Annotated in this window: 27 protein-coding genes; 19 read left to right on the top strand and 8 right to left on the bottom strand. The window is 74.4% G+C overall.

Features of this window, described 5'->3' with window-relative positions; all coding sequences use genetic code 11:
- Nucleotides 1–16: 16 nt before the first annotated feature.
- From KME80_RS33650 to KME80_RS33660, 3 genes are read left to right on the top strand one after another with little or no spacing between them, the layout of a single operon-like run.
- Nucleotides 17–1,414 (top strand): DHA2 family efflux MFS transporter permease subunit, encoded by a 1,398-nt coding sequence (locus tag KME80_RS33650; protein ID WP_219510600.1) that lies wholly within the window; start codon nt 17–19, stop codon nt 1,412–1,414.
- Between the two features lie 18 nt (nt 1,415–1,432).
- A complete protein-coding gene (locus KME80_RS33655) occupies nt 1,433–2,200 on the top strand; it encodes an isocitrate lyase/PEP mutase family protein (protein ID WP_219510602.1) in 768 nt (255 codons plus the stop codon).
- Between the two features lie 53 nt (nt 2,201–2,253).
- Nucleotides 2,254–3,441 (top strand): MFS transporter, encoded by a 1,188-nt coding sequence (locus KME80_RS33660; protein ID WP_219510604.1) that lies wholly within the window; start codon nt 2,254–2,256, stop codon nt 3,439–3,441.
- On the opposite strand, the gene KME80_RS33665 is transcribed toward KME80_RS33660, so the two are convergent.
- The 3 genes from KME80_RS33665 to KME80_RS33675 all read right to left on the bottom strand — a co-directional run bounded on the left by KME80_RS33665 (nt 3,407) and on the right by KME80_RS33675 (nt 4,520).
- Nucleotides 3,407–3,853: a DUF6463 family protein gene (locus KME80_RS33665; protein ID WP_219510605.1), complete on the bottom strand. Its 447-nt coding sequence runs from the start codon at nt 3,851–3,853 to the stop codon at nt 3,407–3,409. The two genes, KME80_RS33660 and KME80_RS33665, sit on opposite strands and share 35 nt — an antisense overlap.
- Nucleotides 3,854–3,935: 82 nt before the next feature.
- Nucleotides 3,936–4,097: a hypothetical protein gene (locus tag KME80_RS53380; protein WP_219510606.1), complete on the bottom strand. Its 162-nt coding sequence runs from the start codon at nt 4,095–4,097 to the stop codon at nt 3,936–3,938.
- A gap of 27 nt (nt 4,098–4,124) precedes the next feature.
- Nucleotides 4,125–4,520, bottom strand: coding sequence for a hypothetical protein (locus KME80_RS33675; protein ID WP_219510607.1), 396 nt, complete (start codon nt 4,518–4,520; stop codon nt 4,125–4,127).
- 82 nt (nt 4,521–4,602) lie between these two features.
- Between KME80_RS33675 and KME80_RS33680 the strand changes: the two genes are divergently transcribed.
- Nucleotides 4,603–5,031 (top strand): helix-turn-helix domain-containing protein, encoded by a 429-nt coding sequence (locus KME80_RS33680; protein WP_246646204.1) that lies wholly within the window; start codon nt 4,603–4,605, stop codon nt 5,029–5,031.
- A gap of 7 nt (nt 5,032–5,038) precedes the next feature.
- Here KME80_RS33680 and KME80_RS33685 read toward each other — a convergent pair whose 3' ends face one another.
- On the bottom strand, nt 5,039–5,959 hold the full coding sequence (locus KME80_RS33685; protein ID WP_219510608.1) for a VOC family protein: 921 nt from the start codon (nt 5,957–5,959) through the stop codon (nt 5,039–5,041).
- 77 nt (nt 5,960–6,036) lie between these two features.
- Between KME80_RS33685 and KME80_RS33690 the strand changes: the two genes are divergently transcribed.
- A complete protein-coding gene (locus KME80_RS33690; RefSeq protein ID WP_219510609.1) occupies nt 6,037–6,615 on the top strand; it encodes a TetR family transcriptional regulator in 579 nt (192 codons plus the stop codon).
- A 28-nt stretch (nt 6,616–6,643) separates the two neighbouring features.
- Here the strand turns inward: KME80_RS33690 and KME80_RS33695 are convergent, their stop codons facing one another.
- Entirely contained in the window at nt 6,644–7,165 is a 522-nt protein-coding gene (locus tag KME80_RS33695) for a GNAT family N-acetyltransferase (protein ID WP_219510610.1), read from the bottom strand.
- A gap of 117 nt (nt 7,166–7,282) precedes the next feature.
- Here KME80_RS33695 and KME80_RS33700 point away from each other — a divergent pair, with 117 nt between their 5' ends.
- The gene (locus KME80_RS33700; RefSeq protein WP_219510611.1) at nt 7,283–8,122 is read left to right on the top strand and encodes an alpha/beta fold hydrolase; all 840 of its coding nucleotides are present in this window, start codon (nt 7,283–7,285) and stop codon (nt 8,120–8,122) included.
- Between the two features lie 9 nt (nt 8,123–8,131).
- Here KME80_RS33700 and KME80_RS33705 read toward each other — a convergent pair whose 3' ends face one another.
- Complete coding sequence (locus KME80_RS33705; RefSeq protein WP_219510612.1) at nt 8,132–8,842, bottom strand: DJ-1/PfpI family protein; 711 nt, start codon at nt 8,840–8,842, stop codon at nt 8,132–8,134.
- Between the two features lie 69 nt (nt 8,843–8,911).
- The gene (locus KME80_RS52940; RefSeq protein ID WP_219510613.1) at nt 8,912–9,868 is read right to left on the bottom strand and encodes a GlxA family transcriptional regulator; all 957 of its coding nucleotides are present in this window, start codon (nt 9,866–9,868) and stop codon (nt 8,912–8,914) included.
- Between the two features lie 98 nt (nt 9,869–9,966).
- On the opposite strand from KME80_RS52940, the gene KME80_RS33715 reads away from it, so the two are divergent.
- The 3 genes from KME80_RS33715 (at nt 9,967) to KME80_RS33725 (ending at nt 13,186) form a co-directional block, all read left to right on the top strand.
- Nucleotides 9,967–11,178, top strand: a complete 1,212-nt coding sequence (locus KME80_RS33715) for an MFS transporter (protein ID WP_219510614.1) — start codon at nt 9,967–9,969, stop codon at nt 11,176–11,178.
- Nucleotides 11,179–11,223: 45 nt separating this feature from the next.
- On the top strand, nt 11,224–11,511 hold the full coding sequence (locus tag KME80_RS33720) for an antibiotic biosynthesis monooxygenase (protein WP_219510615.1): 288 nt from the start codon (nt 11,224–11,226) through the stop codon (nt 11,509–11,511).
- A 109-nt stretch (nt 11,512–11,620) separates the two neighbouring features.
- Nucleotides 11,621–13,186, top strand: coding sequence for a phosphodiester glycosidase family protein (locus tag KME80_RS33725; protein ID WP_219510616.1), 1,566 nt, complete (start codon nt 11,621–11,623; stop codon nt 13,184–13,186).
- Here the strand turns inward: KME80_RS33725 and KME80_RS33730 are convergent.
- A complete protein-coding gene (locus KME80_RS33730; RefSeq protein ID WP_219510617.1) occupies nt 13,169–14,014 on the bottom strand; it encodes an acyl-CoA thioester hydrolase/BAAT C-terminal domain-containing protein in 846 nt (281 codons plus the stop codon). The two genes, KME80_RS33725 and KME80_RS33730, sit on opposite strands and share 18 nt — an antisense overlap.
- A gap of 88 nt (nt 14,015–14,102) precedes the next feature.
- Here KME80_RS33730 and KME80_RS33735 point away from each other — a divergent pair, with 88 nt between their 5' ends.
- From KME80_RS33735 to KME80_RS33780, 10 genes are all read left to right on the top strand, one after another.
- Nucleotides 14,103–15,383, top strand: a complete 1,281-nt coding sequence (locus KME80_RS33735; RefSeq protein ID WP_219510618.1) for an outer membrane protein assembly factor BamB family protein — start codon at nt 14,103–14,105, stop codon at nt 15,381–15,383.
- Between the two features lie 89 nt (nt 15,384–15,472).
- Nucleotides 15,473–16,555 (top strand): sensor histidine kinase, encoded by a 1,083-nt coding sequence (locus KME80_RS33740; protein WP_219510619.1) that lies wholly within the window; start codon nt 15,473–15,475, stop codon nt 16,553–16,555.
- Nucleotides 16,552–17,145, top strand: a complete 594-nt coding sequence (locus tag KME80_RS33745; RefSeq protein WP_219510621.1) for a response regulator transcription factor — start codon at nt 16,552–16,554, stop codon at nt 17,143–17,145. The genes KME80_RS33740 and KME80_RS33745 overlap by 4 nt, the downstream gene beginning before the upstream one ends.
- A gap of 46 nt (nt 17,146–17,191) precedes the next feature.
- Entirely contained in the window at nt 17,192–18,163 is a 972-nt protein-coding gene (locus tag KME80_RS33750) for an AF_0692 family protein (protein ID WP_219510623.1), read from the top strand.
- A 212-nt stretch (nt 18,164–18,375) separates the two neighbouring features.
- On the top strand, nt 18,376–19,407 hold the full coding sequence (locus KME80_RS33755; RefSeq protein ID WP_219510625.1) for an ABC transporter substrate-binding protein: 1,032 nt from the start codon (nt 18,376–18,378) through the stop codon (nt 19,405–19,407).
- Nucleotides 19,408–19,416: 9 nt separating this feature from the next.
- Nucleotides 19,417–20,445: a FecCD family ABC transporter permease gene (locus tag KME80_RS33760; protein ID WP_219510627.1), complete on the top strand. Its 1,029-nt coding sequence runs from the start codon at nt 19,417–19,419 to the stop codon at nt 20,443–20,445.
- A gap of 2 nt (nt 20,446–20,447) precedes the next feature.
- Entirely contained in the window at nt 20,448–21,497 is a 1,050-nt protein-coding gene (locus tag KME80_RS33765) for a FecCD family ABC transporter permease (RefSeq protein ID WP_219510628.1), read from the top strand.
- A complete protein-coding gene (locus tag KME80_RS33770; protein WP_219510630.1) occupies nt 21,494–22,267 on the top strand; it encodes an ABC transporter ATP-binding protein in 774 nt (257 codons plus the stop codon). The genes KME80_RS33765 and KME80_RS33770 overlap by 4 nt, the downstream gene beginning before the upstream one ends.
- A 125-nt stretch (nt 22,268–22,392) precedes the next feature.
- Entirely contained in the window at nt 22,393–24,063 is a 1,671-nt protein-coding gene (locus KME80_RS33775) for an ABC transporter ATP-binding protein (RefSeq protein ID WP_308126030.1), read from the top strand.
- 10 nt (nt 24,064–24,073) lie between these two features.
- Nucleotides 24,074–25,756: an ABC transporter ATP-binding protein gene (locus tag KME80_RS33780; protein WP_219510631.1), complete on the top strand. Its 1,683-nt coding sequence runs from the start codon at nt 24,074–24,076 to the stop codon at nt 25,754–25,756.
- Nucleotides 25,757–25,803: the final 47 nt, after the last annotated feature.

Below are 25,803 nucleotides of genomic sequence, written 5' to 3' on the forward strand. Positions count from 1 at the left end.
TGTCGACGGAGGGCGGATGACGCCCGGACAGGCATGGGTGCTGGGCCTGGCCTCGCTGGCGTCGTTCATGATGGCCCTGGACAGCCTGGTCGTGACCACCGCGCTGGGCACGATCCGGCAGGATCTGGCGGCCTCGATCGAGTCGCTCGAATGGACCGTCAACGCCTACAGCCTGACGTTCGCCGTCCTGCTGCTGACGGGGGCGGCGCTGGGGGACCGGTTCGGGCGGCGGCGGGTGTTCGTCACCGGGCTGGCCGTGTTCACGGCGGCGTCGGCGGCGTGCGCGCTGTCGCCGGACATCGGCACGCTGATCGCGGCGCGGGCGCTCCAGGGGGCGGGCGGCGCGATGGTGCTGCCGCTGTCGCTCACGCTGATCACCGTGGCGTTCCCGCCGGAGCGGCGGGGCCGGGCGATGGGGCTGTACCTCGGCCTCACCGGCCTGGCCACGTTCAGCGGGCCGTTCGTCGGCGGGGTCGTCGCCGAAGGGCTCGCCTGGCAGTGGATCTTCTGGCTGAACCTGCCGATCGGGCTGGCCGCGATCGCGCTCACCGTCCGCCGCGTCGAGGAGAGCGCGGGCCCGCGCAACCGGCTCGACCTGGGCGGCGTCGCGCTGGTGACGCTCGGCGCGCTCGGCGTCGTGTGGGGGCTGGTGCGCGGGAACGCGGCGGGCTGGGGGAGCACCGAGGTGCTGGGCACGCTGCTGCTCGGCGTCGCGCTGCTGATCGCCTTCGTGGCCTGGGAACGGCGTGCGGAGGCGCCGATGCTGCCCATGCGGTTCTTCCGGCTGCGCGCGTTCGCCACCGCCGCCTCGGCCAACTTCCTGGTCTTCGCCTCGCTCTACGGCACGATGTTCTTCCTCGCCCAGTACTTCCAGATCGTGCACGGCGACGGGCCGCTCGGCGCGGGGCTGCGGCTCATGCCGTGGACGGCGACGCTCATGGTGTGCGCGCCGATCGCCGGGCGGCTGGCCGACAGGGTGGGCGAGCGGACGTTCGTGGCCGGCGGGCTGCTGCTGCAGAGCGTGAGCATGGGCTGGATCGCCCTCGCCGCCGGGCCCGGCGCAGGCTATCTCGAACTGCTGCCCGCGCTGATCACCAGCGGGGCCGGGCTGACCATGGCCATGCCCGCCGCGCAGAAGGCGGCGGTCGGCGCGGTCCTGCCGCACGAGATCGGCCAGGCGTCCGGCGCGTTCATGACATTGCGGATCTTTGGCGGGGTGCTCGGCGTCGCCGTCTCGGTCGCGGTCTTCGCCGCGACCGGCGGCTACGCCTCGCCCGCGGAGTTCGGCGCCGGGTTCGCGGCGGCGATGGGCGCGGTCACCGCGCTCGCCCTCGCCGGGCTGCTCACCGCCCTCGGCATGCCGCGCGGGCGGACCGTCCTGACCTCCGTGTCCAGGCCGGAGACCGTTCGATGACGACCCCGGAGGAACCCCGTGAACCGTGACGCTTCGACACTCCGCGCGCTGCACGTGCCCGGCGCGCCGCTGGTGCTGCCCAATGCCTGGGACGCGGCCTCGGCCCGGCTGGCGGTGGCGGCCGGGTTCCCGGCCGTGGCCACCAGCAGCGCCGCCACCGCCGCGGTGCTCGGCTACGACGACGGCGAGGCGGCCCCCGTCGGCGAGGTGCTGGCCGCCGCCGCGCGGATCGTCCGGGCGGTGGACGCGCCGGTGACCGTCGACTTCGAGCGCGGCTACGGGCTCGACCCCGCCGAGCTGGCCGAGCGGTTCGCCGCAACCGGCGCGGCCGGGCTGAACCTGGAGGACTCCGACCCCGCCACCGGCGAGCTCGCCGACGCCGCCGAGCAGGCCCGCTTCCTGGCCGCGGTCCGCCAGGCGGCGGCGTCGATCGGCGCGGACCTGGTCGTCAACGCGCGCATCGACGTGTTCCTGCGCCGGTCCGGGCCGCCGGAGGCGCAGCTCGCCGCCGCGCTCGACCGGGCCGCCCGCTACCTGGAGGCCGGGGCCGACTGCGTCTACCCGATCGGCGCCGGCGACCCCGAGGTGATCCGGGCGCTGACGAAGGGCATCCCCGGGCCGGTGAACGTCGCCTACGGGGGCGGCGCGCTTTCACCGGCGGAGCTGGCCGGGCTCGGCGTCGCGCGGGTGACGTTCGGCCCGGCCCTGCAACGGCACCTGTACGACACGTACGGGAGCGCGCTGTTCGCGGCTGTCGCGTCGGGCGGGAACCCGTTCGCCCGCTGACCGGGGGCCCCGGCGGCGGGCGCGGGGCGGTGATCCGGCAGGATCGGCAGCCGATGAACCTCTTCCGCAACCGCAACTTCAACATCTTCCTGGCGGTCCAGGCGCTGTCGGTGGCCGGCGACTCGTTCTCGACGGTGGCCATCCCGCTGCTGGTCCTGCACGCGACCGGCTCCGTCGTGCAGATGGGCCTGCTGACCGGGCTGTCCGGCGCGGCCTCACTGGTGACGGGGGTGTTCGCCGGCCACCTGGTCGACCGGGTGGACCGCCGCCGCCTGCTGATCGGCTGCGACCTGGCCCGCGCCGCCCTCTACGCCGCCATCCCGCTCGTGTGGATGGCCGGCCCGCAGATCTGGCTCCTGTACGTGATCGTCCCGCTCGGGGCGGCGCTGGGCATGGTCTTCCAGGTCGCCTACGTGGCCGTGGTGCCCAGCCTGGTCGAACCCGACCAGATCACCCAGGCCAACGGCCGCCTGTACGCCATCTACGCGGTGGGTGGCATCGGCGGCCCGGCGCTGGTCGGGGTGATCTCCCAGGCGTTCGGGCCGGTGGTCGCGATCGGCATGGACGCCGTGACGTTCGTGGTGTCCGCGCTCGGCCTCATGCTGATCCGGCTGCGCCCGGCGGCGGCGGCGCCGGCGGACCGGGGCGGCCTGCTCGAAGGCGCCAGGTTCCTGTGGCGGCACCCGGTGATGCGCTCGCTGACGATCCTGCTGACGTTCTTCATCTTCCTGACGGCGGGCGTGGACGACGTGCTCATCTACCACCTCAAGCACGACCTCGGCCAGAACGACGACGCCGTCGGCCTGGTCCTGGCCTGCGCGGCCGTCGGCGCCATCGTGGGCGCGCCGCTCATCGGCCGCATCCGCAAGGCGATCGGGTTCGGCAACACCTGGGTGAGCGCCACCACGCTGTCCGGGCTGGCGATGGGCGGCGTCGGGCTGGCCACGGGCGTGCCCGCGGTGGCGGTGCTGATGGCGCTGTTCGTGCTCGGCACGGCCGTGGCCGGGATCTGCTCGCAGTCGTTCCGCCAGGAGGTGACGCCCAGCCACCTGCTGGGCCGGGTCACCGCAGCCTTCTGGACGGTCCACTACGTGCTGGGCCCGGCCGGCGCCGCGCTCCTCACGCTCGGCGCGGCGGAGTACGGCGTCGCCACCGTGACCGTGGTCGCCGGCGCGGGCTGCGTGCTGGTGTCGCTGTCGGGCCTGCTCACGCCGATGCGCCGCCCGCTCCCGCCCTCCTGAGCCCGGGGCGGGCGGCCCGCCTGGCGATCACGTCGGCCGCTATCAGCAGCCCGGCGGGAACGACCGCCGTCAGGAAGCCGCTCGGCCCGAGCAGCGCGACGGCGAACGCCCCCCAGGCCAGGACGGCCCAGCCGACGTACGCGGGCACAGTGTGCCCCTGCCGCCCGGCCCGCGCCACCAGGAGCCCCAGCAGCACGAGCACCACGACGAAGCCGCCGGGCAGCGCCCAGAACGTGACCAGGGACTCGCTCCCGGCGGAACGGTCGCGCAGCTCCCCGGCGAACCAGCTCGACCAGGGGGCGAGCGGGGCGAACATCAGAGTGTGCGCGGCGGCGATCAGGATCATCGCCCGGCCGGCCCACACGGTGAGCCGGGCGGGCGCGGACGGGCGGGACGCGGATGTGAGGCTCATGGCAGCCATCGTGTCCGCGCCGCCCCCGGCCCGCCTCCCCCCGTGAGAGGAGGCGGCTCCCCCGTGGAGGTGAGGGTGGCCTTCAGCGCCGCCATCCGCTCCGCACCCACCAGCCCGGGAGCGGCGCGGACGTCCAGATGGACGCGGTTCTTGAGGTCGACAGCGCCTTCGGGTCGTGGGCGTCGAAGGTGACCTGGAAGTGGCGGCTCATCGTGGCGCTCCGTTCGTCTCGCTCACCGCTCACTGTGCCACCCCGGGTTCGGGGCGCGGCTCACTCGGTCATCACCCGCCACAGGGCAGCCCGATCGAGGGTGTCGACCTGCCAGGTGCGGGAGTCCAGCGTGCCCCGGTGGCGGTAGTCGCGCATGATCCGCACGTGCTCCGGGACCCGGACGAATGCCCGGAGATCCTCCTCGCTGCGCCACACCGACAGGGAGCCGACACGGCGGCTGGGCACGTCGGCCCAGAGCCACATGCCGACCGCGCCCGTCAGGCCCGGCCACAGGCGGCTCAGCGACCGGGCGCGGCGGGCGATGCCGGGCAGGTCGAGCAGCCGCTGCGCCCGGTAGTCGGTCAGGGCCGCCACCAGCGGCCCGGTGCTGCCGCTCGCCGGGCCGGTGATCCAGCGGGACCTGAAGTGCGGCGCCCGCCTGTCGTCGTTCGTCATGCGGCTCAAACTATATTAACGACCGATCGGTTGCGTAGTTGGCCACTTGACTCCGGGCATGGCTCTGCAAGTTAATGTGAACATGAAGTCGAGTGAGTGGATGCAGATCGGGGAGCTGGCCGAGCGGTTCGACCTCGCTCCCCACGTCCTGCGGCACTGGGAGGCGATGGGGCTGATCGCGCCCGCCGCCCGGGTCAACGGGCGGCGCCGCTACACCCAGGACCACCTGATCCACGTGATGACGATCATCCGGGCGAAGGCGGCGGGCATGAGCCTGGAGCAGATCCGGGAAATCCTCGGCGTCACCGGCCAGGCGGAACGCCACGCCCTCCTCCAGCGGCACCACGCCGAGCTCGAACGGCGGCTCCAGGAGATCTCGGCGTCCAAGGCGCTGATCGAGCACCTGATGCGGTGCACGGCCGACGACTTCACCCAGTGCCCGACTTATCGGCGGATAGCGGAGAGTGCGGTCGTGCTTCCGGATCCGCACCACGACGGCTGCGTGGTCTGAGGGCGCGTCAGCCGGCCTCCTGCCGGAAGACGATCGTCGTGCCCAGGACGGGCACGGCCGCCTGCCTGCCGGTCCGGGTGAACGCGACGCCGTTGCCGCCCAGGTGCCGCACGGTGGCGTCGAGGTCGCGTACGGACACCGTGAAGCCGGCGAACCCCGGCAGGGCGGGCGGCGCCCCGCCGGACTCCGGCGCCGACGTGACGGTGACGCCCGCGCGGTCCGGCGCGGCGGCCTGAGCGCTGTCCGGCGCGGTGGCCTGTGTGGCGGGGCCGAAGTAGGTGGCGTAGCGGCGGCGGACCTCGGCCAGGTCCGGGGCGGCGACGTGCAGGAGACACCCGGTCAGGGCGGTCGCGCCGTTGGCGTGCTCGGGGTGCCGCTCGTCGTCGACCGGCGCGTTCTGGGCGAAGCCGACCCGGCCTTCCGGCACGCGGCCCGCGGGCAGGCCGGGGTGGCACAGCTCCAGGTAGCGGGCGGGCTCCATCCGGGTCCCCGTGGCGGTCTCGACGGGCCGCTGGACGGCGTGCACGCCGCCGTGGCCGACCCCGGCCGCCGTCAGCCGCGCGGCGACGGCGTCGATGTCCGGCGTGTCGGCGATCACGATGTGCAGGCCCTGGAAGCGCCGGAGGAAGGCGGCGATGTTCGCGGCCGTCGCGCGGACGGCGGCCGTCAGGCCCGGCAGCTTGTCGTCGGGCACCCGCAGCGGGATCGGTCGCGCCCCGGCGGGCACGCGACCGGCGGACACCAGCTCGACGAAGCCGCCCGGGAAGTACACGTGGGTGTTGACCACGCCGACCGGCTCGGCCATGCCCGGCAGTTCGGGGTAGGCGGGCTCGGCCACCGTGAAGCCCAGCCGCCGGTAGCGCTCCATCGCCTCGTCCATGTCACGCACGATGTGCCCCACGTGGTGCAGGCCGTTGACGTCGCCCATGTCGGGCCTCCAGATTCCGATAGTTCACTCTTGTTTGAGAGGATGCTATCATTTGGGGGCGCGGTAAAGTCGGACGCATGACTGACGGCGGGCTCCGCGAGCGCAAGAAGGCCAAGACCAGGGAGGCGATCCTGCGCGAGGCGTTCCGGCTGTTCCGCGAGCGCGGCTACGGCGCCACCACCGTCGAGCAGATCGCAGACGCCGCCGAGATCTCGCCCGCGACCTTCTTCCGCTACTTCCCGACGAAGGAGCACCTGGTCACGCTCGACCGGTTCCCGCCGCTCGTCGAGGCCCTGGCCGCGCAGCCGCCTGGCCCGCCGCTCACCGTGCTGCGCGGCGCGTTCCGCGAGGCGTTCGCCGAGCTGACCGCCGAGGAGCTCGCCGCCGGGCACGCGCGGGAGGTGTTCGCCGCCACCGTGCCCGAGCTGCTGGTGGCCAACCTGCGCAGGAGCCCCGGCCTGGTCGGCGAGGTCCGCGACCTGGTGGCCGCCAAGGCCGGCTGCGACGCCGGCGACCCGCGCGTCCGCGACGCCGTCGGCGCGGTGTTCGGCGTCGTGGCGCTGATCTGGCTGGAGTGGGCCCACGACGCCGGCATGGACGCCCCCGCCGAGGTCGACCGCGCCCTGGCCCGCCTGGAGTCCGGCCTCACCGCGTAGACGTACGCCCCGCTCGGCGGCGTCGTGCTCACGTGCGCAGCGCGAGCGCGTAGCGGACCTCGGTGAGCGGGAAGCCCCGCAGGTCGTCGGGCTTGACCGTCCCGTCGCCGCGCCAGCCGAGCGCCTCGTAGAAGCGCCTGGCACGCGCGTTGGTGTCGAGCACCCAGAGGGTGGCCAGCCCGTAGCCGGCCCCGGTCAGCGCGTCCACGGCCGTGCCCAGGAGCGCGCCGCCGATCCCGCGTCCCCACGCCTCGGGCGCCAGATAGAGGGTGGTGATCTCGGCCACGGACGCCGGGTCCTGATCCGGGTCGCGGGCCGGCCCGAAGCCGGTGAAGCCCGTGACGCCGCCGTCGTCCTCGGCCACCAGGATCCCGCTCCTCGGCCAGGCGGTCTCGCCCAGCAGGCGCCGCCACCTCGGGAGGCGGGCGGCGGGGTCCAGGCCGTCCAGGTGGTCCTGCGGCATCAGGCCCCGGTAGGCCGCCTGCCAGGAGCGTACGTGGATGCCGGCGATCGCCTCGGCGTCGGCGGGGGTGGCCTGTCGTACGGTCATGTGATCGTCATAGCATCACCGCCCGGTGTGAGCCAGGACACGCCTGGCCTGAGTCACAGACGCAGACGGGCGGTCGTCTCCCCTAACGGCACACATTCCTGACGCCGAGGAGCATCGATGCGCACTCCGCTGCTGTTCGTTCACGGTTTCTGGCACGGCACCTGGTGCTGGAGCGAGGTCCTGGCCCGCGTGGCCGAGACGGGCCGCCCGGCCCTGGCGGTCGACCTGCCGGGGCACGGGCTGCGCGCCCGGCGGCCCCGGTCGGTGACCGGCCGCCCGTTCGACCCCGCCCATCTGGCGACGGAGCCGTCGCCGGTGGCGGGGGTGACCCTGGACGAGGCGGGCGACCACCTGGTCGCGCAGCTCAAGCGGCTGGGGCGCGGCGGCCCGGTGACGGTCGTGGCGCACAGCATGGGCGGCACGGTGCTCACCAGGGCCGCCGAGCAGGCCCCCGAGCTGGTGGCGCACGCGGTGTACCTGGCCGCGTTCATGCCCGCCTCCGGGGTGCCCGCGTTCGACTACGCCCTGATGCCGGAGAACGAGGGCGAGCTCATCGGGCCGTCGGTGCGGGCCGACCCGGCGGCGGTCGGGGCGCTGCGGCTGGACGTGGCCTCCTCCGACGACGCCTACCGGCAGCAGCTCCGCGAGACGTTCTACGGCGACATCGACCCGGAGGCCGCCGACGCGGCGATCGCGCTGATGACGCCCGACGCCCCGGCCGGGATCGCGCTCGGCACCACGACGCTGACCCGGCAGGGCTGGGGCTCGGTGCCGCGCACGTACGTCGGCTGCGCGCGCGACATGACGATCAGGCCGCCGTTGCAGCACAAGTTCGTGGCGGAGGCGGACACCGCGTTCCCGGACAACCCGACCGCCACGGTGTGGCTCGACGCCTCGCACTCGCCGTTCCTGTCGCAGCCGGGCCGGGTCGCCGAGATCGTCGGCGGGATCGGCTGAGCCGGGGGCTCAGCCGCCGTCGCCCAGGCGCGCGATCAGCCGGTCGGCGAGCGGGGTCTCGCCGAGCGCGTCGCGCACCCACTTGCGGGTGACGAAGGAGTAGGCCGCGCGGGGCGCCTGGTCCCAGTCCAGCGTGCCTTGCGGCGGCTCCGGGTCGTACTCGATGGCGAACTGCACGGCCCGCGCCGTCTCCGGGCCGGCCAGCTCGCCGGCCAGGTGCAGCGCCATGTCGATGCCGGCCGAGACGCCGGCGGCCGTGAGCACGGGCCCGTCGGCCACCCACCGCTCGCGGGTCGGCACGGCGCCGAACTCCGCCAGCGCGTCCACCATCGACCAGTGCGAGGTGGCCCGCCGCCCGTCGAGCAGCCCGGCCGCGCCGAGGATGAACGAGCCGGTGCACACCGAGACCACCGGCCGGGCGGTCGCGGCGGCGGCGCGCACGTAGGCGAGCAGGGTCTCGTCGGCGGTGGCGCGCATAGTCGCCTCCTCGCCGCCGGGCAGCACGAGCACGTCCGGCGCGGGCACCTGCTCGAACGTGTGCCCGGCGCGTACCTGGAGCGGGGTGTCGGTCTCGACGGTGTCCAGCCGTTCGGCGACCACGACCACCCGGAACTCCGGGCGGATCGCCGCGAGCGTGGAGAGCACCTGGAGCGGGCCCACCAGGTCGAGGATGGTGCAGCCGGGGTAGAGCACGAACGCGATCGTCTTCTCGGTAGCCATACCCGCATCCTGACCCCCGGCGCGCCGTCCGTCGCCGTCCCTGGCCGGATTTCCGCGATACGCGTCCCGTCAGCGCCCGGCGGCCTGCCGCCCGCGCGCGGGGCTGGTCCCGTACCGGTCGCGGAAGGCCTCGCGCAGCGTCTCGGTCGAGCCGAACCCGCAGCGCCGGGCGATCGTGTCCAGCGGCAGGTCGCTGGAGGCCAGCAACTGCGCGACCGCCTCGGTGCGCGCCGCGCGCACGTACCGGCCGGGCGTGGTGCCGAGCTGCCCGGTGAACAGCCTGCGCAGGTGCCGCACGCTGATCCCGGCGCGGGCGGCGAGCGTCGCCGCCGACAGGTCGGCGTCCAGGTTCCCGGTGATGTACGCGACCAGGTCCCGCACCACCCGGTTGCCGGGCGGCGAGGTGGACAGGAACATGCTGATCTGCGCCTGGTCGCCCGGCCGGTGCAGGTACGTGACCAGCGTCTGGGCGACCTTCCTGGCCAGCGTCGGGCCGTGGTCGTCGGCGATGAGGCTGAGGCTGAGGTCGAGCCCGCTGGTCACCCCGGCCGAGGTGTGCAGCCGGCCGTCGGAGATGTACAGCGGCACCGGGTCGAAGGTGACGGCCGGGAAGCGCGCGGCGATCTCGGCGGCGTGCCGCCAGTGGGTGGCCACCCGCCTGCCGTCGAGGAGCCCGGCGGCGGCGAGCACCGAGACGCCGGTGCAGATCGACACGACGCGCCTGCTGCCGCGCGCGATCCTGCGGACCTCGTCCACCAGGCGCGGGTCCTCGCGGGCGGCCACGTGCCCGTGCCCGCCGGCGACGATCAGCGTGTCGACCGGGCCGGTGACCCGCTCCAGCTCCCGCTGCGCGACCAGCGTGATCCCGCACGAGCTGCGGATGGTGGCCGCCGCGACGGTGGCGAGCTCGACCGTGTACGGGGGCCGCGCGCCCGCCCGGTTGGCCGAGGCGAACGCGTCGCCGGGCGAGGCCACGTCGAGCAGTTCGACGTCGGGATAGCCGACGATGACGACACGGCGGTTCACGCTTCTCCTCTGCCCGGCGTCCCTTTACCGGACCTAACGCCCAGGATTGAGGACATATGCCGCCATCGCCGGGCGGTGGCGCGCCCAGAATGTGCCGCATGTCAGGGGCAGAGACACCACGGGCCGGATACCCGCTGCTGGCGGCGCTCTACACCACGCAGTTCCTCGGCACCGCCTTCTTCGGCACCGCCCTCGCCTCGATCCTGCGCGAGCGCGGCGCCGGCCTGGAGGCGCTGGGGCTGCTGCAGGCCGTGTGGATGCTGACCGCGCTGCGGATGCTGTGGGCGCCGCTGGTGGACCGGTTCGGCTCCGCCCGCCGGGGGCACTACCGGTCCTGGCTGCTGGTGCTCCAGCCGGCGCTGGCCTTGACCCTGCTGACGCTGGTCGCCCTCGACCCGGTCGACGACCTCGGCCTCGTCCTGTTCGCCGCCGCTGCCGCCGGGGTGCTCTCGGCCACCCAGGACATCGCCGTCGACGCGCTGGTGGTCCGGCTGCTGCGCCCCGGGCAGCGCGGGATCGCGAACGGCATCCAGGTCGCCGGCGGCTACGTCGGCAGCCTCGTCGGCGGCGGCGTCTCCCTGCTCGTCTACGCCGAGTTCGGCTGGGCCTGGGCGCTGCTCACGCTGGCGGCGCTGACCGTGCTGCCGGCCGTGCAGATCCTGCGGCTGACCGAGGGGCCGCCGCCCGCCGCGGGCCCCGGCCTGCGGGAACGGTACGCGGCTCTGCTCGGCGTGTTCGCCGACCGCCGCAGGGCGCGGTGGACGCTGCTCGTGCAGCCGTGCTTCCTGGCCGGGATCTTCGCCGCGTACGCCCTGGTCAGCCCCATGCTGGTGGACGCGGGCTGGTCGCTGTCGTCGATCGGCCTGGTCACGAGCCTGCTCGGCGACACGGTGGCGATCGCGGGCGCGCTGCTGGCCGGAAGCCTGGTCGCGCGGTTCGGCACGCGCGCCTGCCTGGCCGGGTCGGGTGCGGCCCTGCTGGTGAGCGTGGTGGCGCTGCTGCCGGTGGCTCGCGGGGCGGGCTGGCCGGTGCTGACCGGGGGCGCGATCCTGCTGTTCAAGGTGGCCTACGCGGCGGCGGCCACGGTGGTCTCGGCCGAGACGATGCGGCTGTCCCGCCCGGCGACGGCGGGCGCGGACTACAGCGCCATGTCGAGCGCGGGGTCCGTGGTGGCGTTCGGCGTGGGGGCGGTGACGCTGACGGTGGCCGCCGCCGTGGGCTACCCGGCCACGCTGGCGGGGGCCGCGGTGCTCGTCGGCGCAGGCATGGTCGCCTGTATAGTCACCAATCTTGACTATCAGAAAGAGTGACTATATGGTCCTCTTCGTACCGGTCGAATCCAGGAGGACACCCCCATGAGCATCACCGTCGAACTCACCCGTTTCAAGGTGTCGTCCGACCGGGAGGAGGAGATGCTGGCCGCGCGGCCCGCGATGCTGGCCGACTTCCGCGCCGACCGGGACGGCTTCCTCGGCGCCCGCCTGATCCGCCTGCCCGGCGGCGAATGGCTGGACGTCGTCGACTGGCGCTCCCCCGAGGACCACGCCGCCTCCCGCACCAAGGGCGCCAACCTGCCGGGCATCGCGGCGTTCTTCGCCACCATCGCCGAGCTGGTCAGCGCCGAGGAGGGCACCGTGGCGTAGCCGCGTTGTTCACCTGGGCGCTGCGCCGCGAGCGCCCGGCGTTCGGTCCCGGGTCACGGGCGGGCCGTTGACTGCCCGGGCACCATCTTGTTCCGGACCGAGGACGTACATGCACCGCAACACTCTCTCCGCCGTGGCCGCCGCCGCGATCATGCTGACCGCGAGCGCGCCCGCCCTGGCGGACACCCGGCCCGACTCCTTCTTCGGCGGACGGCTCCCGCTGAGCGCGCAGCCGGTGACCACCACCGTGGCGCCCGGCGTGACGCTCACGTCGATGTCGCTCGGGGCCAAGGACGAGGACGACTTCTGGACCGTGCACGTCTACTTGCCGCACACCGCCGACGGGCCGCTCGACAAGGCGGCCACCGCCCTGGGTCCGCGCGAGATCGCCGACCGGGTCGCCGCCGCCGTGCGCGGCAAGGGGTACGAGCCGCGCGTCGAGGAGGTCGTCACGCCCGCGTACGCCGACCGCCCCGCGGGCACGCTCGGCTGGACCGTCCGCGTCGGCCGCCACGCCACGAGCGCGGAGGCGGCGGCGGAGCTCGCCCGGCTCCGCGCGGCCGGGTTCGCCGGCGGCACCCGCTACACCGCGCAGGACGGCGCCGACCCCGGCGCGCCGCAGAAGGTGCACGTGCTCCGCGTCGACTTCCGCGCCTTCGGCGGCACGGTCGGCACCGACTTCGGCCCGTCGCTGAACGGCACCGAGAAGCTGACCGACCTCGCCGCCGCCGCGGGCGCGGTGGCAGGGATCAACGCGCAGTGGTTCTACAACAGCGCGCCCGGCGGCATGTACGTCAAGGACGGCAAGCTCATCGGCTCCGCCACCCAGGGCCGGGGCGGCATCAAGATCACCCGGGGCGGCCGCTCGGTCGACGTGGACGCCTACACGGCCCGCGTCACCCTGCGCGCCGGACGTACGAGTGCCGAGATCGACGGCGTCAACCGAGTGCCGGGCGAGATCTGGAACTGCGGCGGCGTGGGCGGCGACCAGCCGACCGAGAAGCCGCAGCACGACCTGAAGTGCACTGACGACAGCGAACTGGTCCTGTTCACGCCCGAATGGGGCGCCCCGCCCACCGGCGCCGGCGCCGAGGCCGTCCTCGACGCGCGCGGCACCGTCACCGCCGTCAACGCCTCCCGAGGCGCTGCCGTCCCCGCCGGCGGATCCACCGTCCAGGCCATCGGCGACAGCGCCGCCTGGCTGCTCGCCCACGTCAAGCCGGGCGAGCGGCTGCGGGTGAGCGAGCGGGTCGAGGACAGCCGGGGCCGTCGGGTCCCGCTCACCCGCGACACCACGATCCTCCAGGTCGGCCCCACGCTCGTCCGCGACGGCCGCGTCTCCGTGAACGCCGCCGCCGACGGCCTCGTCCGCGAGGGCGCCGACCAGACCTTCACCTACAACTGGACCGTACGCGCCAACCCCCGATCCATGATCGGCATGGACGATCGGGGCCGGCTCATGCTCGTGGTCGTCGACGGACGCCAGGAGGGCTACAGCGAAGGACTCGGGATCGCGCAGACGGCCGAGCTGATGAAGCTGCTCGGCGCCCGCGAGGCGATGAACCTCGACGGGGGCGGCTCCAGCGTCATGGTCACCCCCGGCGGCATCGTCAACCGGCCCTCCGACGCAGCCGGCCAGCGCTCCCTCGGCAACGTCCTACTGGTCCGCCCGTAACCGACCGGCCGACACCCCGAGCAGGGCGAGGAGGTGCGGCCAGGCGCGGGCGCCCAGGGCGGCGTCCGCTTCGGGGGTTCCGCCGTAGGCGTAGGCGGGTGAGGCGGGGGCGGGGGGCTCGCCGGGGAACCTGGGCCGGTGCCCCGCGTCCGGGTGGGTGATCACCACGGCCGGTCGCCGGGCGGCCAGCTCGCGGGCGAAGCGGAGGGACGGCCACATCCGGTCGTCGCCGCCCGCCACCAGCAGCAGCCGCGCCCTGGCCTCCTCCACCCTGATGGCCGCCTCCGCGTAGCCCTCGCGGCTGCCGCCGTAGAGGCCGGCGAACGCCACCGGCTCCGCGGGCTCGGGCCAGAGGCTGGCGTCGTAGGTCACGTACGGCACCGGCTCGCCCTTCCAGGTCCACGAGGACCGGTACGGCTCCGTGACGCCGTCCGGCCCCGGCCCGACGTTCGCCCACGCGACCGAGGTCGGAGAGACGGCGATCACGGCGTCGAGCCGGGGTTCGACGACGGACAGCAGCAGCGCCGCCTCCGCCCCCTTGGAGACGCCCAGGACGCCGATCCGCCGCGTCCCCGCCTCCGCGAGCAGGTCGACGGCGGCCGTGAAGGTCTCCAGCGGTATCTCGCAGATGCCGGGCGGCTGCCCCGGCCCGCCGAACCATCGGACGGACAGCGCCCTGAGGCCGTGCGCGGCGAGCAGCCGGCACCGCTCGGTCTCCACGCGCCCGCTGGACCCGGCCAGCACCAGGACCCCGGCGGTCGCGCCCGGCGCGGGTTCGGCCAGGAAGCCGGTCCAGGGCGCGGTGAGCTCGCGCTCGACGATCTCCACGGCACCACGTTCTCACGCCTGCTGCTCTGGTGTGGATCTTGGGGAAGCGGTTGCCTTGGCCGGGGATCGACACGAGAATCTCGGACTCATGATTTCCATCCGGATCACGGGCGCCGTCGCGGTGCTCTGTCTTGCGCTCTCGTCGGGCTGCGGGGTGCTGCCCGGATCGCCGAAGGAGTCCGGCCCGGCCGAGGGGCCGCGCCGGGTGACGGTCGAGGCTCCGGCCGGCGCCGATGACGGGGGAGGGGGCGCCTCGCACCACTGGGTGGGGCTGAACCCGGTGTGGAAGGTCGAGCAGATCGACGAGACGCCCCAGCATCACGGCCTGGTGTCCGACGGGACGCGCGTGGTGGCGCTGCGCAAGGAGATCAAGGGCGGCGCGGCGGGCGAGCTGACCGGCTACGACGGCGCGTCGGGCAAGCGGTTGTGGCGGCGGGAGCTGGGCTGGAGCGGTGCGAGCGCGCCGGTGGCCGAGGACGGCACGGTGGTGGTCCCGCTGGGCGCCGAGGTGGACAACCGGGTGGAGCGGCCGGGGCAGTTCGTGGCGCTGGACACCGCGACGGGGGAGGAGCGGTGGCGGGTCAGGGTGCGGCAGCGGGCGTTCATGACGTCGCACCTCTACCTGCCGGCCCCGGCGCAGGGGGCGATCCTGGACGGCGTCTTCTACTACGCCGACGGGCCGCACCTGTACGGGCGCGATCTGGTCTCGGGCAAGGTGGTGCACCGGCGGACGAGCAGGTCGCACCTGGCCGTGGCGGGGCCGGTGCGGGCGCGGCAGGGGCTGGTGGTGCTGGTCAGGCCGGACCCGTTCAAGCACGTCGAGGGCGTGGACGGCACCGTTCGCAGCCTGGCGGTGCTGAGCCCGGAGCTCACCCCCGTGCACCAGGCGGACCTGCCGAAGGGCACCGAGGCCACCGAGGTGATCACCGGTGGCGCGATCGCGGTCGTGAGCGAGGGCGGCGGTACGAATCCGCACATGTGGGGCTTCGACACCCGGACGGGCAAGCGGCTGTGGAGCCGGCCGCTGGGGAAGTCGCAGTACGTGGGCCCGCCGGTGCGCGGTGTGGTGCCGGTCCTGGACGGCTCGCGCAACCATGAGCAGCGGTTCGTCGGCCATGACCTGCGCACCGGGGAGCGGCTGTGGACGCTGGAGCCCCGCAAGGCCGAGGTGCGGATCGACCGGGCGCGGACGATGGGCGTGGCGGACGGCACGCTGTTCGGGCTGGGGCACGGGGTGGAGATCGTGGATCCGGCGACCGGGAAGGTCACGTTCGCCCACCAGTTCACGCCGCGCGGCGGTGGCCGGGTGGTGGCGGCGGCGGGGCGCATCGTGATCTACAACCATGACGGCCTGATGGGCTTCGACTGAGCCGCCCCCGAGGCTGAGCCAGGTCGGCCGCCGCTTGTGTGACATTCGTCAGGGGTGGGCGGGAGGCCGGGGTGGATAGTGTGAAACGCATGAAGGGCCGGCTCTGGACCTCCGTCTACCTCGTCGTCCTGGTGTGGCCGCTGCCCGGGTTCCTGGCGGCCTCCCCGCCGGGGCTCACGATCGGGCTGGTGGCCGCCGGGCTGGCGGGCTTCGTGGCGCTCTACCTGCGGGTCGTGTGGACCGCACTGGACCGGCCGCACCGCAACGCCACCCCGTACGCGCTGATCCTCCTCTACGTGGTCGCCGCGGCGATGACCGTGGCGCTGGGCGAGATGTGGGTGTTCGCGGCGTCGTACTTCCTCATCACCGCGGTCGCCGCGGCGCTGCCCGCGCGGGCGCTGCCGGTGGCGGCCGGGGCCACGGTCGCGGCCGTCACGCTCGCCCTGCCGCTGCTGGGCAGGTCGCTGGCCGAATACTGGTGGCTGCCGCTCCAGGCCGTGGTGTTCACCGCCGCCATCCGCGCCTTCCTGCAGCTCAACGCAGCCAACCGGGCGTTGAGCAAGGCCGGGGCCGAGGTCGAGCGGCTGGCCGTGGACAACGAGCGGCTGCGCTTCGCCCGCGACATGCACGACCTCCTCGGCCACAGCCTGGCCGTGATGACGGTGAAGAGCCAGCTCGCGGCCAGGATCGCCACCGCCGACCCGGACCGGGCCAGGACCGAGATGGAGCAGGTCGAGGAGCTGTCCCGGCAGGCGCTGTCGGAGGTGCGCGAGGCGATCGCGGGCTACCGGGAGCTGTCGCTGCCCGGCGAGCTGGACGGCGCGCGCCGGGCGCTCGACACCGCGGGCGTGCGGCTGGAGGTGGCCGCCGATCCGCTGCCGGCCGACGCCGAGCCGGTGCTCGCCTGGGTCGTCCGGGAGGCCACCACGAACGTCGTCCGCCACAGCGGCGCCCGCCGCTGCCGCATCCGCCTCGGCGTGACCGGCGGCGAGGCGTACGCGGAGGTCCGCGACGACGGCCGCGGCCCCGCCGATCACACGGGCACGCACGGCAACGGCCTGCGCGGCCTCGCCGAGCGCGTCCACGTCGCGGGCGGCACCCTGTACGGCGGCGCCGCCGAGGGCGGCGGCTTCCTGGTGAGCGCCCGCGTCCCCGTGGCGGAGCGGGCGTGATCCGCGTCCTGCTGGCCGACGACCAGCATCTCGTACGCGAGGCGCTGGCGGCGCTGCTCGGCCTGGAGCCCGACATCGAGGTCGCCGGGCAGGTGGGCCGGGGCGACGAGGTGGCCGGAGCGGTCGCCCGGCTCGATCCGGACGTCGTGCTGCTCGACATCGAGATGCCCGGCTGCGACGGCCTCACCGCGGCGGCCGGGCTCACCGGCGTGCGCGTGATCATCCTGACGACGTTCGGCCGCCCCGGCTACCTGCGCCGGGCGATGGACGCCGGGGTCGACGGCTACGTGGTCAAGGACGCCAGGGCCGGGGAGCTGGCCGACGCGGTGCGGCGGGTGCACGCGGGGGAGCGGGTGTTCGACCGCAAGCTCTCCGCCGCCAGCCTCTCCGCCGGCGCGAACCCGCTCACCGGCCGCGAACGCGACGTGCTGCGCGCCGCGACCGAGGGCGGCACCATCGCCGACATCGCCCGCCGCCTCCACCTGTCCGACGGCACCGTGCGCAACTACCTGTCGTCGGCCATCGGCAAGCTCGGCGCCCGCAACCGGGCCGAGGCGGCGCGCGCCGCGGAGTCCAAGGGCTGGCTCTGACGAACGTCACTACCGGCCGCACCACGCCTCTCGCGAGGCTGGAGGCATGGTGAAACGCATCGCGCCCGCGCTCGGGCTGTTCTTCCTGTCGCCGCTGATCGGCGAGTTCCTGCTGGGCAACCTGCCGGTGACCATGCTGGTCGCGTTGATCACGCTGGCCCCGCTGTACGGGGGCGGCGCGCTGCTCGTCCGCGAGCTGGCCCGGCGCCGGGGGGCGGGCTGGCCGGGCATCGTCCTGCTCGCCGTCGCCTACGGGCTCGTGGAGGAGGGGCTGGTCACCCGGTCCCTGTTCAACCCCGGTTACGCCGGCATGGACCTCGCCTCGTACGCGTGGATCCCAGGTCTGGAGGTGAGCGCCTGGTGGGTGACGTTCGTGCTGGGCGGCGTGCACGCCGTGGGCAGCATCTGCGTGCCGATCGCGGTGATGGATGCCCTGGTGCCCGCCAGGGCCTCGGAGCCGTGGCTGCGGCTGCCGGGCCTGGCGACGGCGGGGGTGCTGTTCCTGCTGGGGGCGGCGGCCAGCGCGCTGTTCGACCCGGCCCCGTACCAGCCGTCCGTGGCCCGGCTCGCGGGCGTGGTGGCGCTGGCCGGGCTGCTGGTCGTGCTCGGCCTGCGCCGCCGGGGCCCGGCCGCCGCGTCGCCGGGGCGGGCGCCGGGGCCGTGGCCGGTGCTCGGCTTCTCGCTGGTGGCGGGGGCGGTGTTCTGGGGTGCGGCGATGGCCGCCTGGACGGTCGCCGCGTGGCTGCTCGTGGCCGTCAACGTCGCCGTCTACGCCGTGGTCTGCGCCCAGGTGGCGCGCTGGTCCAGGAGGGAGGGCTGGGGCCGCGCCCAGGTGTTCGCGCTGGCCGCGGGCGGTGTGCTCACCTACGCCTGGCACGGCTTCCCGCAGCCGCCGGCCGTGCCCGCCGATCCGGCCGTCGACCTCGCAGGGAACATCGCCTTCGCGCTGGCCGCGCTCGCGCTCCTCGCCGTGGCCGCGGCCCGCCTACGCTCCCGGGAGCCCGCCGACCCGGCCTGATCGGGCCCGGAACCCTCGCCGAAGGGTGCGAAGTGGATGCGTCCGGCCACGCCCCACCCGCTCGCCTCGCTGTTCCAGCCGCTCCGCCTCACGGGCTCCCCGGTACGGCCCCCGCGCCGGGTGAGTCCGATCACAACCGGGTAGCCAGATGGGCAGACTATGGTTAGCCTTGCCTAACTGTTGAATCCCGGCACGAGAATGGAAGCACCACCATGCGCGCATGGCGTCCGATCCTGGCATTCGCCGCTTTAAGCGTCGTGCTCGCAGGTTGCGGTTCCGCGGAGACCGGCGGCAACGCCGCGGGCACCGGCACGGCGGCGGCCTCCGCCGCGCCCGCCGGTCCCTGGCAGTTCACCGACGGGTCCGGCAAGGTCGTCAAGGCCGACAAGACCCCGACGCGGATCATCGCGCACGCCGGCGAGGCGGCCGCGCTGATGTCGTTCGGCCTCAAGCCCGTCGGCATCTACGCCGACGAATCGGTCAAGACCGACGCGAACCTCAAGGACCTCGACCTGACCGGCATCGAGATCCTCGGCGAGGAATGGGGCAAGATCGACGTCGAGAAGGCCGCGGCCCTGCGCCCCGACCTCATCGTCGGCGACTGGTGGCCCGCCGAGAAGGCCTACAGTGGCCTGGAGGAAGGCGCCGACGAGAAGAGCAAGAAGCTCACCGAGCTCGCCCCCATCGTCGGCGTCGCCCAGGGCAAGTCGATCGTCGCCCTGGCCAAGGGCTACGAGGACCTGGCCAAGAGCCTCGGCGCCAAGGTCGACGCCCCGGAGATCGTCGCGCACAAGAAGCGCTTCGAGGAGGCGGTGACCGCCTTCAAGGAGGCCGTCGCCGCCAAGCCCGGCCTCACCGCGGCCGCCATGCTTCCCGCCGACGACAAGCTGTACGTGGCCAACCCCGAGTACGCGCCCGAGCTGCTGGACTTCCAGAACTGGGGCCTGAAGGTGATCAACCCCGACAGCCCCGACCCCGGCTTCCCCTACTGGGAGAACCTGAGCTGGGAGAACGCCGACAAGTACCAGCCCGACCTCGTCCTGTACGACGGCCGCAGCTACAAGCCGACCTCCAACGACGAGTGGGGCAAGAAGCAGCCCACCTGGTTCAAGGTCAAGGCGGCCAAGGCGGGCGCCGTCGTGTCGTGGCCGGCGTACTGGCTGCACACGTACGAGGACTTCGCCACCGAGCTGGAGAGCCTGACCGCGGCCGTGAAGGCCGCGGACGAGAACATCGGCGACTGACCGCCGACGATGAGCAGCTCGACCTCTCTCGGACGACGAGCCTCGGCCCTCGGGCCGGGGCTCGCCCTGCTGTGCGTGCTCCTGGCCCTGATCGCCTTCCTCAGCGTCACGCTCGGCTCACGCTCGATCGGCCTGCCCGAGGTGCTGAGCGCGCTGGGCAGCATGGACGCCGACGCGTCGTTCAACAGCACGGTGACGCTGGAGCTGCGCGTGCCCCGCACGCTGATCGGCATCCTGGCGGGCGCCGCGCTCGGCGTGGCCGGCGCCATCCTCCAGGGCGTCACCCGCAACCCGCTGGCCGACACCGGGATCATGGGCATCAACTCCGGCGCGGCCGTCTGCGTGGTCTTCGCCATCACGGTGCTCGGCGTGCGCGGCGCCGGCGTCTACGTGTGGTTCGCCTTCGCCGGGGCGATCGCCGCCCTCGTGCTCGTGTACGCGATCGCGTCGCTCGGCAGGGAGGGCGCCACCCCGGTCAAGCTCGCCCTGGCCGGGGCCGCCGTCACCGCGGGCCTGGCCTCGGTCACCACCGGGGTCGTGATGACCAACGTGGACGCGCTCAACGAGCTGCGCTTCTGGCAGGTGGGCTCGCTCGCCGGCCGCTACGCGCCGATCCTCGCCGGGGTCGCGCCGTTCCTCATCCTCGGCCTGATCGCGTCGCTGGCGTTCGGGCGCACGCTCAACGGGCTCGCGCTCGGCGAGGACCTGGCCCGCGGCCTCGGCCAGCACGTCACCCGGACCCGGGTGGCGGCGTTCGTCGTGGTCGCCGTGCTGGCCGGAGCCGCCACGGCGGCCTGCGGGCCGATCGTCTTCGTCGGGCTGGTCGTCCCGCACGTCGCCCGGTTCCTGTGCGGCCCTGACTACCGGTGGATCCTGCCGTACTCCATGCTGCTCTCGCCCATCGTGCTGCTGCTGGCCGACGTGCTCGGCCGGGTGGTGGTGGCGCCCGACGAGCTGCAGGTCGGCGTGGTCCTGGGCGTGCTCGGGGCGCCGGCGTTCGTGGCCATCGTCCGCTACGGCCGGATGTCGGAGGCGTGAGCATGACCGCGACCACGACCGTCTCGACCACCGGCGCGTTCCGCGCCATCCGCCGCCGCAGGAACGCCCGCGCTCTCGTGGTGACGTGCGCGCTGACCCTGGCCGTCGGCGCGCTGTTCGTGCTCACGATGATGGTGGGCAGCTTCCAGCTCACCGCGGGCGAGGTCATCGCCTCGGTGCTGCACCTGCGCGAGGACCCGAGCGTCGACTTCGTCGTGCGGGGGCTGCGGCTGCCCACGGCGGCGGCGGCGCTGGCCGTCGGCCTCGCCCTCGGCGCCGCCGGGACGATCTTCCAGCAGTTGCTGCGCAACCCGCTCGCCTCGCCCGACTTCGTCGGCATCAACTCGGGCGCCGGGCTCGCCGCCATCACCGGGATCGTGCTGCTCCAGGCCGGCGGCCTGGCCGTGAGCGCACTCGCGCTCGCCGGCGCGATCGTCGCCGCCCTGCTCATGTACGTGCTCGCCTGGCGCGACGGCGTGGCCGGCTACCGGTTCATCCTCATCGGCATCGGCGCCGCGCTCTTCTTCGACGGGCTGATCGGCTACATGCTGACCCGGGCCCGGCTCAACGACGCCCAGCAGGCGATGCACTGGCTGACCGGCTCCGTGGGCCAGGCCGACGCCGCCGAGCTGCGGCTCCTGCTCGCCGCCGTGGCGGTGCTGCTGCCTGTCGCGCTGCTGCTCCAGCGGCAGTTGCGCGGGCTCGAACTCGGCGACGACGCCGCCCGCGCGCTCGGCGTCCGCACCGAGCTCAGCCGCGCCGGGCTGCTCGCCACCGCGGTGGTGCTGACGGCGCTGGCCGTCGCCGTGGCCGGGCCGATGATCTTCGTCGCGCTCGTCGCCGGGCCGATCGCCAACCGGCTGCTCGGCCCGGCCACCGGCGGGATCGTGCCCGCCGCGCTGGTCGGTGCGACGCTGGTGCTCGTCGCCGACCTCGTCGCCGTCCACCTGTTGCCGACGCCGCTGCCCACCGGCGTGGTGACCGGCGCGGTCGGCGCGCCCTACCTGCTGTGGCTGCTGGCCACCACCAACCGGCAAGGAGCGGGTGGATGACCCGACTGCACGCCGAGGGCGTGACCCTCGGATACGACGACCAGCCGATCGTGACCGGCCTCGACGTCCGGATCCCCGACGGCAAGGTCACCGCGATCGTGGGGGCCAACGCGTGCGGCAAGTCCACGCTGCTGCGCGGCCTGGCCCGGCTGCTCAAGCCCCGGGCGGGCGCCGTCTTCCTCGACGGCAAGGCGATGAGCGAGCTGGGCACGCACGAGGTCGCCAAGACGCTCGGGCTGCTGCCGCAGACGCCCGTCGCCCCCGACGGCATCACCGTCGCCGACCTGGTCTCGCGCGGACGCTACCCGCACCAGGGCTGGTTCCGCCGCTGGACCGACGGCGACGACGACGCGGTCACCCGCGCCCTGGAGGCCACCGGCACCGCCGCCCTGGTCGACCGGCCGATCCGGCAGTTGTCCGGCGGGCAGCGGCAGCGCGTGTGGGTGGCGATGGCGCTCGCCCAGGACACCGACCTGCTGCTCCTCGACGAGCCCACCACCTACCTGGACATCAACCACCAGGTGGAGCTGCTGCGGCTGCTGCGCAAGCTGAACGCCGAGTCCGGCAAGACGATCGTGGTCGTCCTGCACGACCTCAACCTCGCCTGCCGCTTCTGCGACCACGTGATCGCGATGGCCGACGGGTCCGTCGTCGCCGAGGGCGAGCCCACCGCGGTGATCACCGCCGAGCTGGTCGAGAAGGTCTTCGGCCTGTCCTGCGTCGTGGTGCCCGACCCGGTCGCCGGCACGCCGATGGTGGTGCCGTCCTGACCACGACGACGACGGCGGGACCGGCGACCGCCCCCGCGGCCGCGCTGCGCACGGCGACCGGCCGGGAGGCCACCCGCTGGGTCGCCGCGCACTGCCGCCGCTCGCCCTGGCTCGCGGCCGGGGCCGTGCTCAGCACCGTGGCCGGGGCCGGGCTCGCCGTCCTCCCGGTGCTCCTGCTCGGGCAGGTGGTCGACGGCGTCGTCGGGGGAGAGCCGCAGTCGATCCTGGTCACGATCGGCGCGCTCATGGTGGCCGCCGCGTTGCTGGGCGCCGCCGCCACGGCCGCGTCCACGTACCTGATCGGCAGGCTCGGCGCGGACCTGCTGGCCGGGCTGCGGGAGGCCGCCGTACGGGCCGTGCTGGGGATGCCGAGCGCGCGGGTCGAGCAGGTCGGCCGCGGCGACGTGCTGTCCAGGGTCGGCGACGACGTGGCCGTGCTGTCCAAGGGCATCCGCACGGCCGTGCCCACCGTGTTCTCCGCCGGGGTGCTGGTCGTCATCGCCACCGCCGGCATGTTCGGGCTGGACTGGCGGCTCGGCCTCGCCGGCGCGGGCGCGCTGCCCGCCTACGCGCTGGCGCTGCGCTGGTATCTGCCCCGGTCCGCCCCGCTCTACAAGCGGCAGCGCGAAGCCCAGGCCGACCGCGCGCAGGCGCTGATCAGCGGCCTCAACGGCATCGACACCGTACGCGCCTACCGCCTGGAGGAGGCCTTCCGCGAGCAGGTCACGCGTGAGTCGTGGCGGGTGCGCGACCTCGGCATCGAGGTGTTCCGCTTCTTCGGCAGGTTCGTCGGCCGGGAGAACCGCGCCGAGTTCATCGGCCTCACCCTGATCATCGTGGTCGGCTACGCCCTGCTGGAGGCCGACGCCGCCACGCTCGGCGAGGTGTCGGCCGCGCCGCTGCTGTTCCACCGGCTGTTCAACCCGCTGGGCTCCATCATGTTCACCTTCGACGAGGCGCAGAAGTCCGGCGCGAGCCTGACGCGGCTCGTCGGCGTGCTGGGCGAGGCGGCCGAGGACCGGCTCGTGGGCAGCGCCGCCCCCGCATCGGCGGACGTCACCCCGTACCCGGTGACGGTCGAGGGGCTGACGTTCGGCTATCCCGGCGCGAGCGAGCCGGTGCTGCGGGACGTGAGCCTGACGATCCCGGCGGGCGGGTCGCTCGCGCTGGTGGGCGCGACGGGCGCGGGCAAGACCACGCTCGCCGCGCTCGTCGCGGGCATCGGGACCCCGCAGGCCGGGTCGGTGCGCGTCGGTACGGCCGACCTCGCGGACCTGGACGAGGCCGGGGCGCGGGCCCTGGTGAGCATCCTGACGCAGGAGACGCACGTGTTCTCCGGCCCGCTCGCCGAGGACCTGCGGCTGGCCGCGCCCGGCGCGACCGACGAGGAGCTGATGGCCGCGCTGCGGGTCGCCGGCGCCGACGGCTGGGCCGAGGCGCTGCCCGACGGGCTCGCCACCAAGGTCGGCGAGGGCGGCGAGCGTCTGGACGGCACCACGGTCGCCCGGATCGCGCTGGCCCGGCTGGTGCTGGCCCGCTCGCCGGTCGTGGTGCTGGACGAGTCGACCGCGGAGGCGGGCAGCGAAGGCGCGGCCGAGCTGGAGCGGGCCGTGCGGGCCGCCTGCCGGGGCCGCACCACGCTGCTCGTGGCGCACCGGCTGACCCAGGCCATGACCGCTGACCGGATCGCCGTCCTGGACGCCGGGCGCGTGGTCGAGCAGGGCACGCACGAGGAGCTGGTGGCCCTGGGCGGACGCTACGCGCGGCTGTGGCGGGCCTGGCGTGCGGGAAGTTAGGAGCGAGCGCATGTCGTCCCTCACGGGGTCCGTCATCCTGCGGACCGCGCTGCGGCGCAACCTCGGCGCCATGACCGGGGGCACCGTTCTCATGGGCCTCTACCAGGCGGGCGAGACCGCGTTCCCCATCGCGCTCGGCCTGATCGTCGAGCACACCATGCGGGACCGCACGCTCGGCTCGCTCGGCCTGTCGATCGCCGCGCTGCTCGTGATCATCACGACCGTGTCGCTGTCGTGGCGCTTCGGGATGCGCATCCTGCAGAAGGCGAACGTCACCGAGGCGCACCGCTGGCGGGTGGAGGTCGCCGCCTGCGGGCTGCAGCCGGTCGCCAGGGACGCCGACCTCAGGTCCGGCGAGGTGCTGACCATCGCCACCGAGGACGCCGACCAGACCGCCGACATCATCGAGGTGGTGCCGCTGCTGGTCAGCTCCCTTGTTGCGGTGCTGATCAGCGCCGTGGCGCTCGGGCTGGCCAGCGTGTGGCTCGGCCTGCTGGTGATCGTCGGGACCGTCGCGATCCTGACGACCCTCAGCGTCCTGTCGCGCCGGATCGGCGCCGGCACCCGCGAGCAGCAGGCCCGGGTCGCGCGGGCGGGCGCGAAGGTCGCCGACCTGATCACCGGCCTGCGCCCGCTGCACGGCTTCGGCGGCAACGCCGCGGCCTTCCTGTCCTACCGGAAGGTCAGCGGGGAGGCCCGCCACCAGTCGATCGTCGTCGCCCGCGCCAACGGCGCGTACGCGGGCGCCGCGCTGGGGCTCAACGCGATCCTCGCCGCCGTCGTCACCCTCGCCGCCGGCTGGCTCGCCTTCCAGGGGCAGATCACGATCGGGCAGCTCGTCATGGCCGTGGGGCTGGCCCAGTTCATCATCGAACCGCTCAAGCTGTTCTCGGAGATGCCCAAGTACGTGATGGTCGCCCGCGCGTCGGCCGATCGGATGGCGCTCGTCCTGGCCGCGCCGCCGGTCATGACGCCCGGCCGGGACCGCCCCGCGCCGGGTGGGGACCTGGAGGTCGACTGCGTCCGCCACGGGGCGCTGCGCAAGCTGAAGTTCCGGGTGGCGCCCGGCGAGTTCGTCGCGATCGCCGCCTACGAGCCGCGCGCCGCCGCCGACCTGGCCGCGGTGCTCTCCCTCCGCGTCCCGCCCGGCGCGTACGAGGGCGTGGTGCGGATCGGCGGGCGCGCGGTGGCGGACCTGTCGGTCGAGGCGGTCCGCGAGCACCTGCTCGTGAACCCGTACGACGGGGAGATCTTCGCCGGGACCCTGCGCAGCAACATCGACCCGTCGGGACGCGGCCGCCTGGTGCCCGAGGCCGTCGCGGCGTCGATGCTGACCGACGTCGTCGCCCTGCACGCCGAGGGCCTCGACCACGGCGTGCGCGACCGGGGCGCGAACCTGTCGGGCGGGCAGCGCCAGCGGCTCTCGCTGGCCCGCGCCCTGGCCGCCGACACCGACGTGCTCGTCCTGCACGACCCGACGACGGCGGTCGACGCGGTCACCGAGCAGCTCATCGCCCGCGGCATCGCGGACCTGCGGCGGGGCCGCACCACCGTGGTGATCACCAGCAGCCCGGCGTTCCTGGACGCGGCCGACCGGGTGCTCGTCCTCGACGGCGGCATGGTCACCGCCGAGGGCGCCCACCGCGACCTGCTGGCCGCCGACGAGCACTACCGCCAGGCCGTGGCGCGGTGACCCGCGGCCGGGCTACGGCCCCGCAACTCGGCCCGCGTTCACCCGGG

The sequence above is a fragment of the Nonomuraea ceibae genome (assembly GCF_019396325.1).
In the GTDB taxonomy this organism is placed as follows: Bacteria; Actinomycetota; Actinomycetes; order Streptosporangiales; family Streptosporangiaceae; genus Nonomuraea; species Nonomuraea ceibae.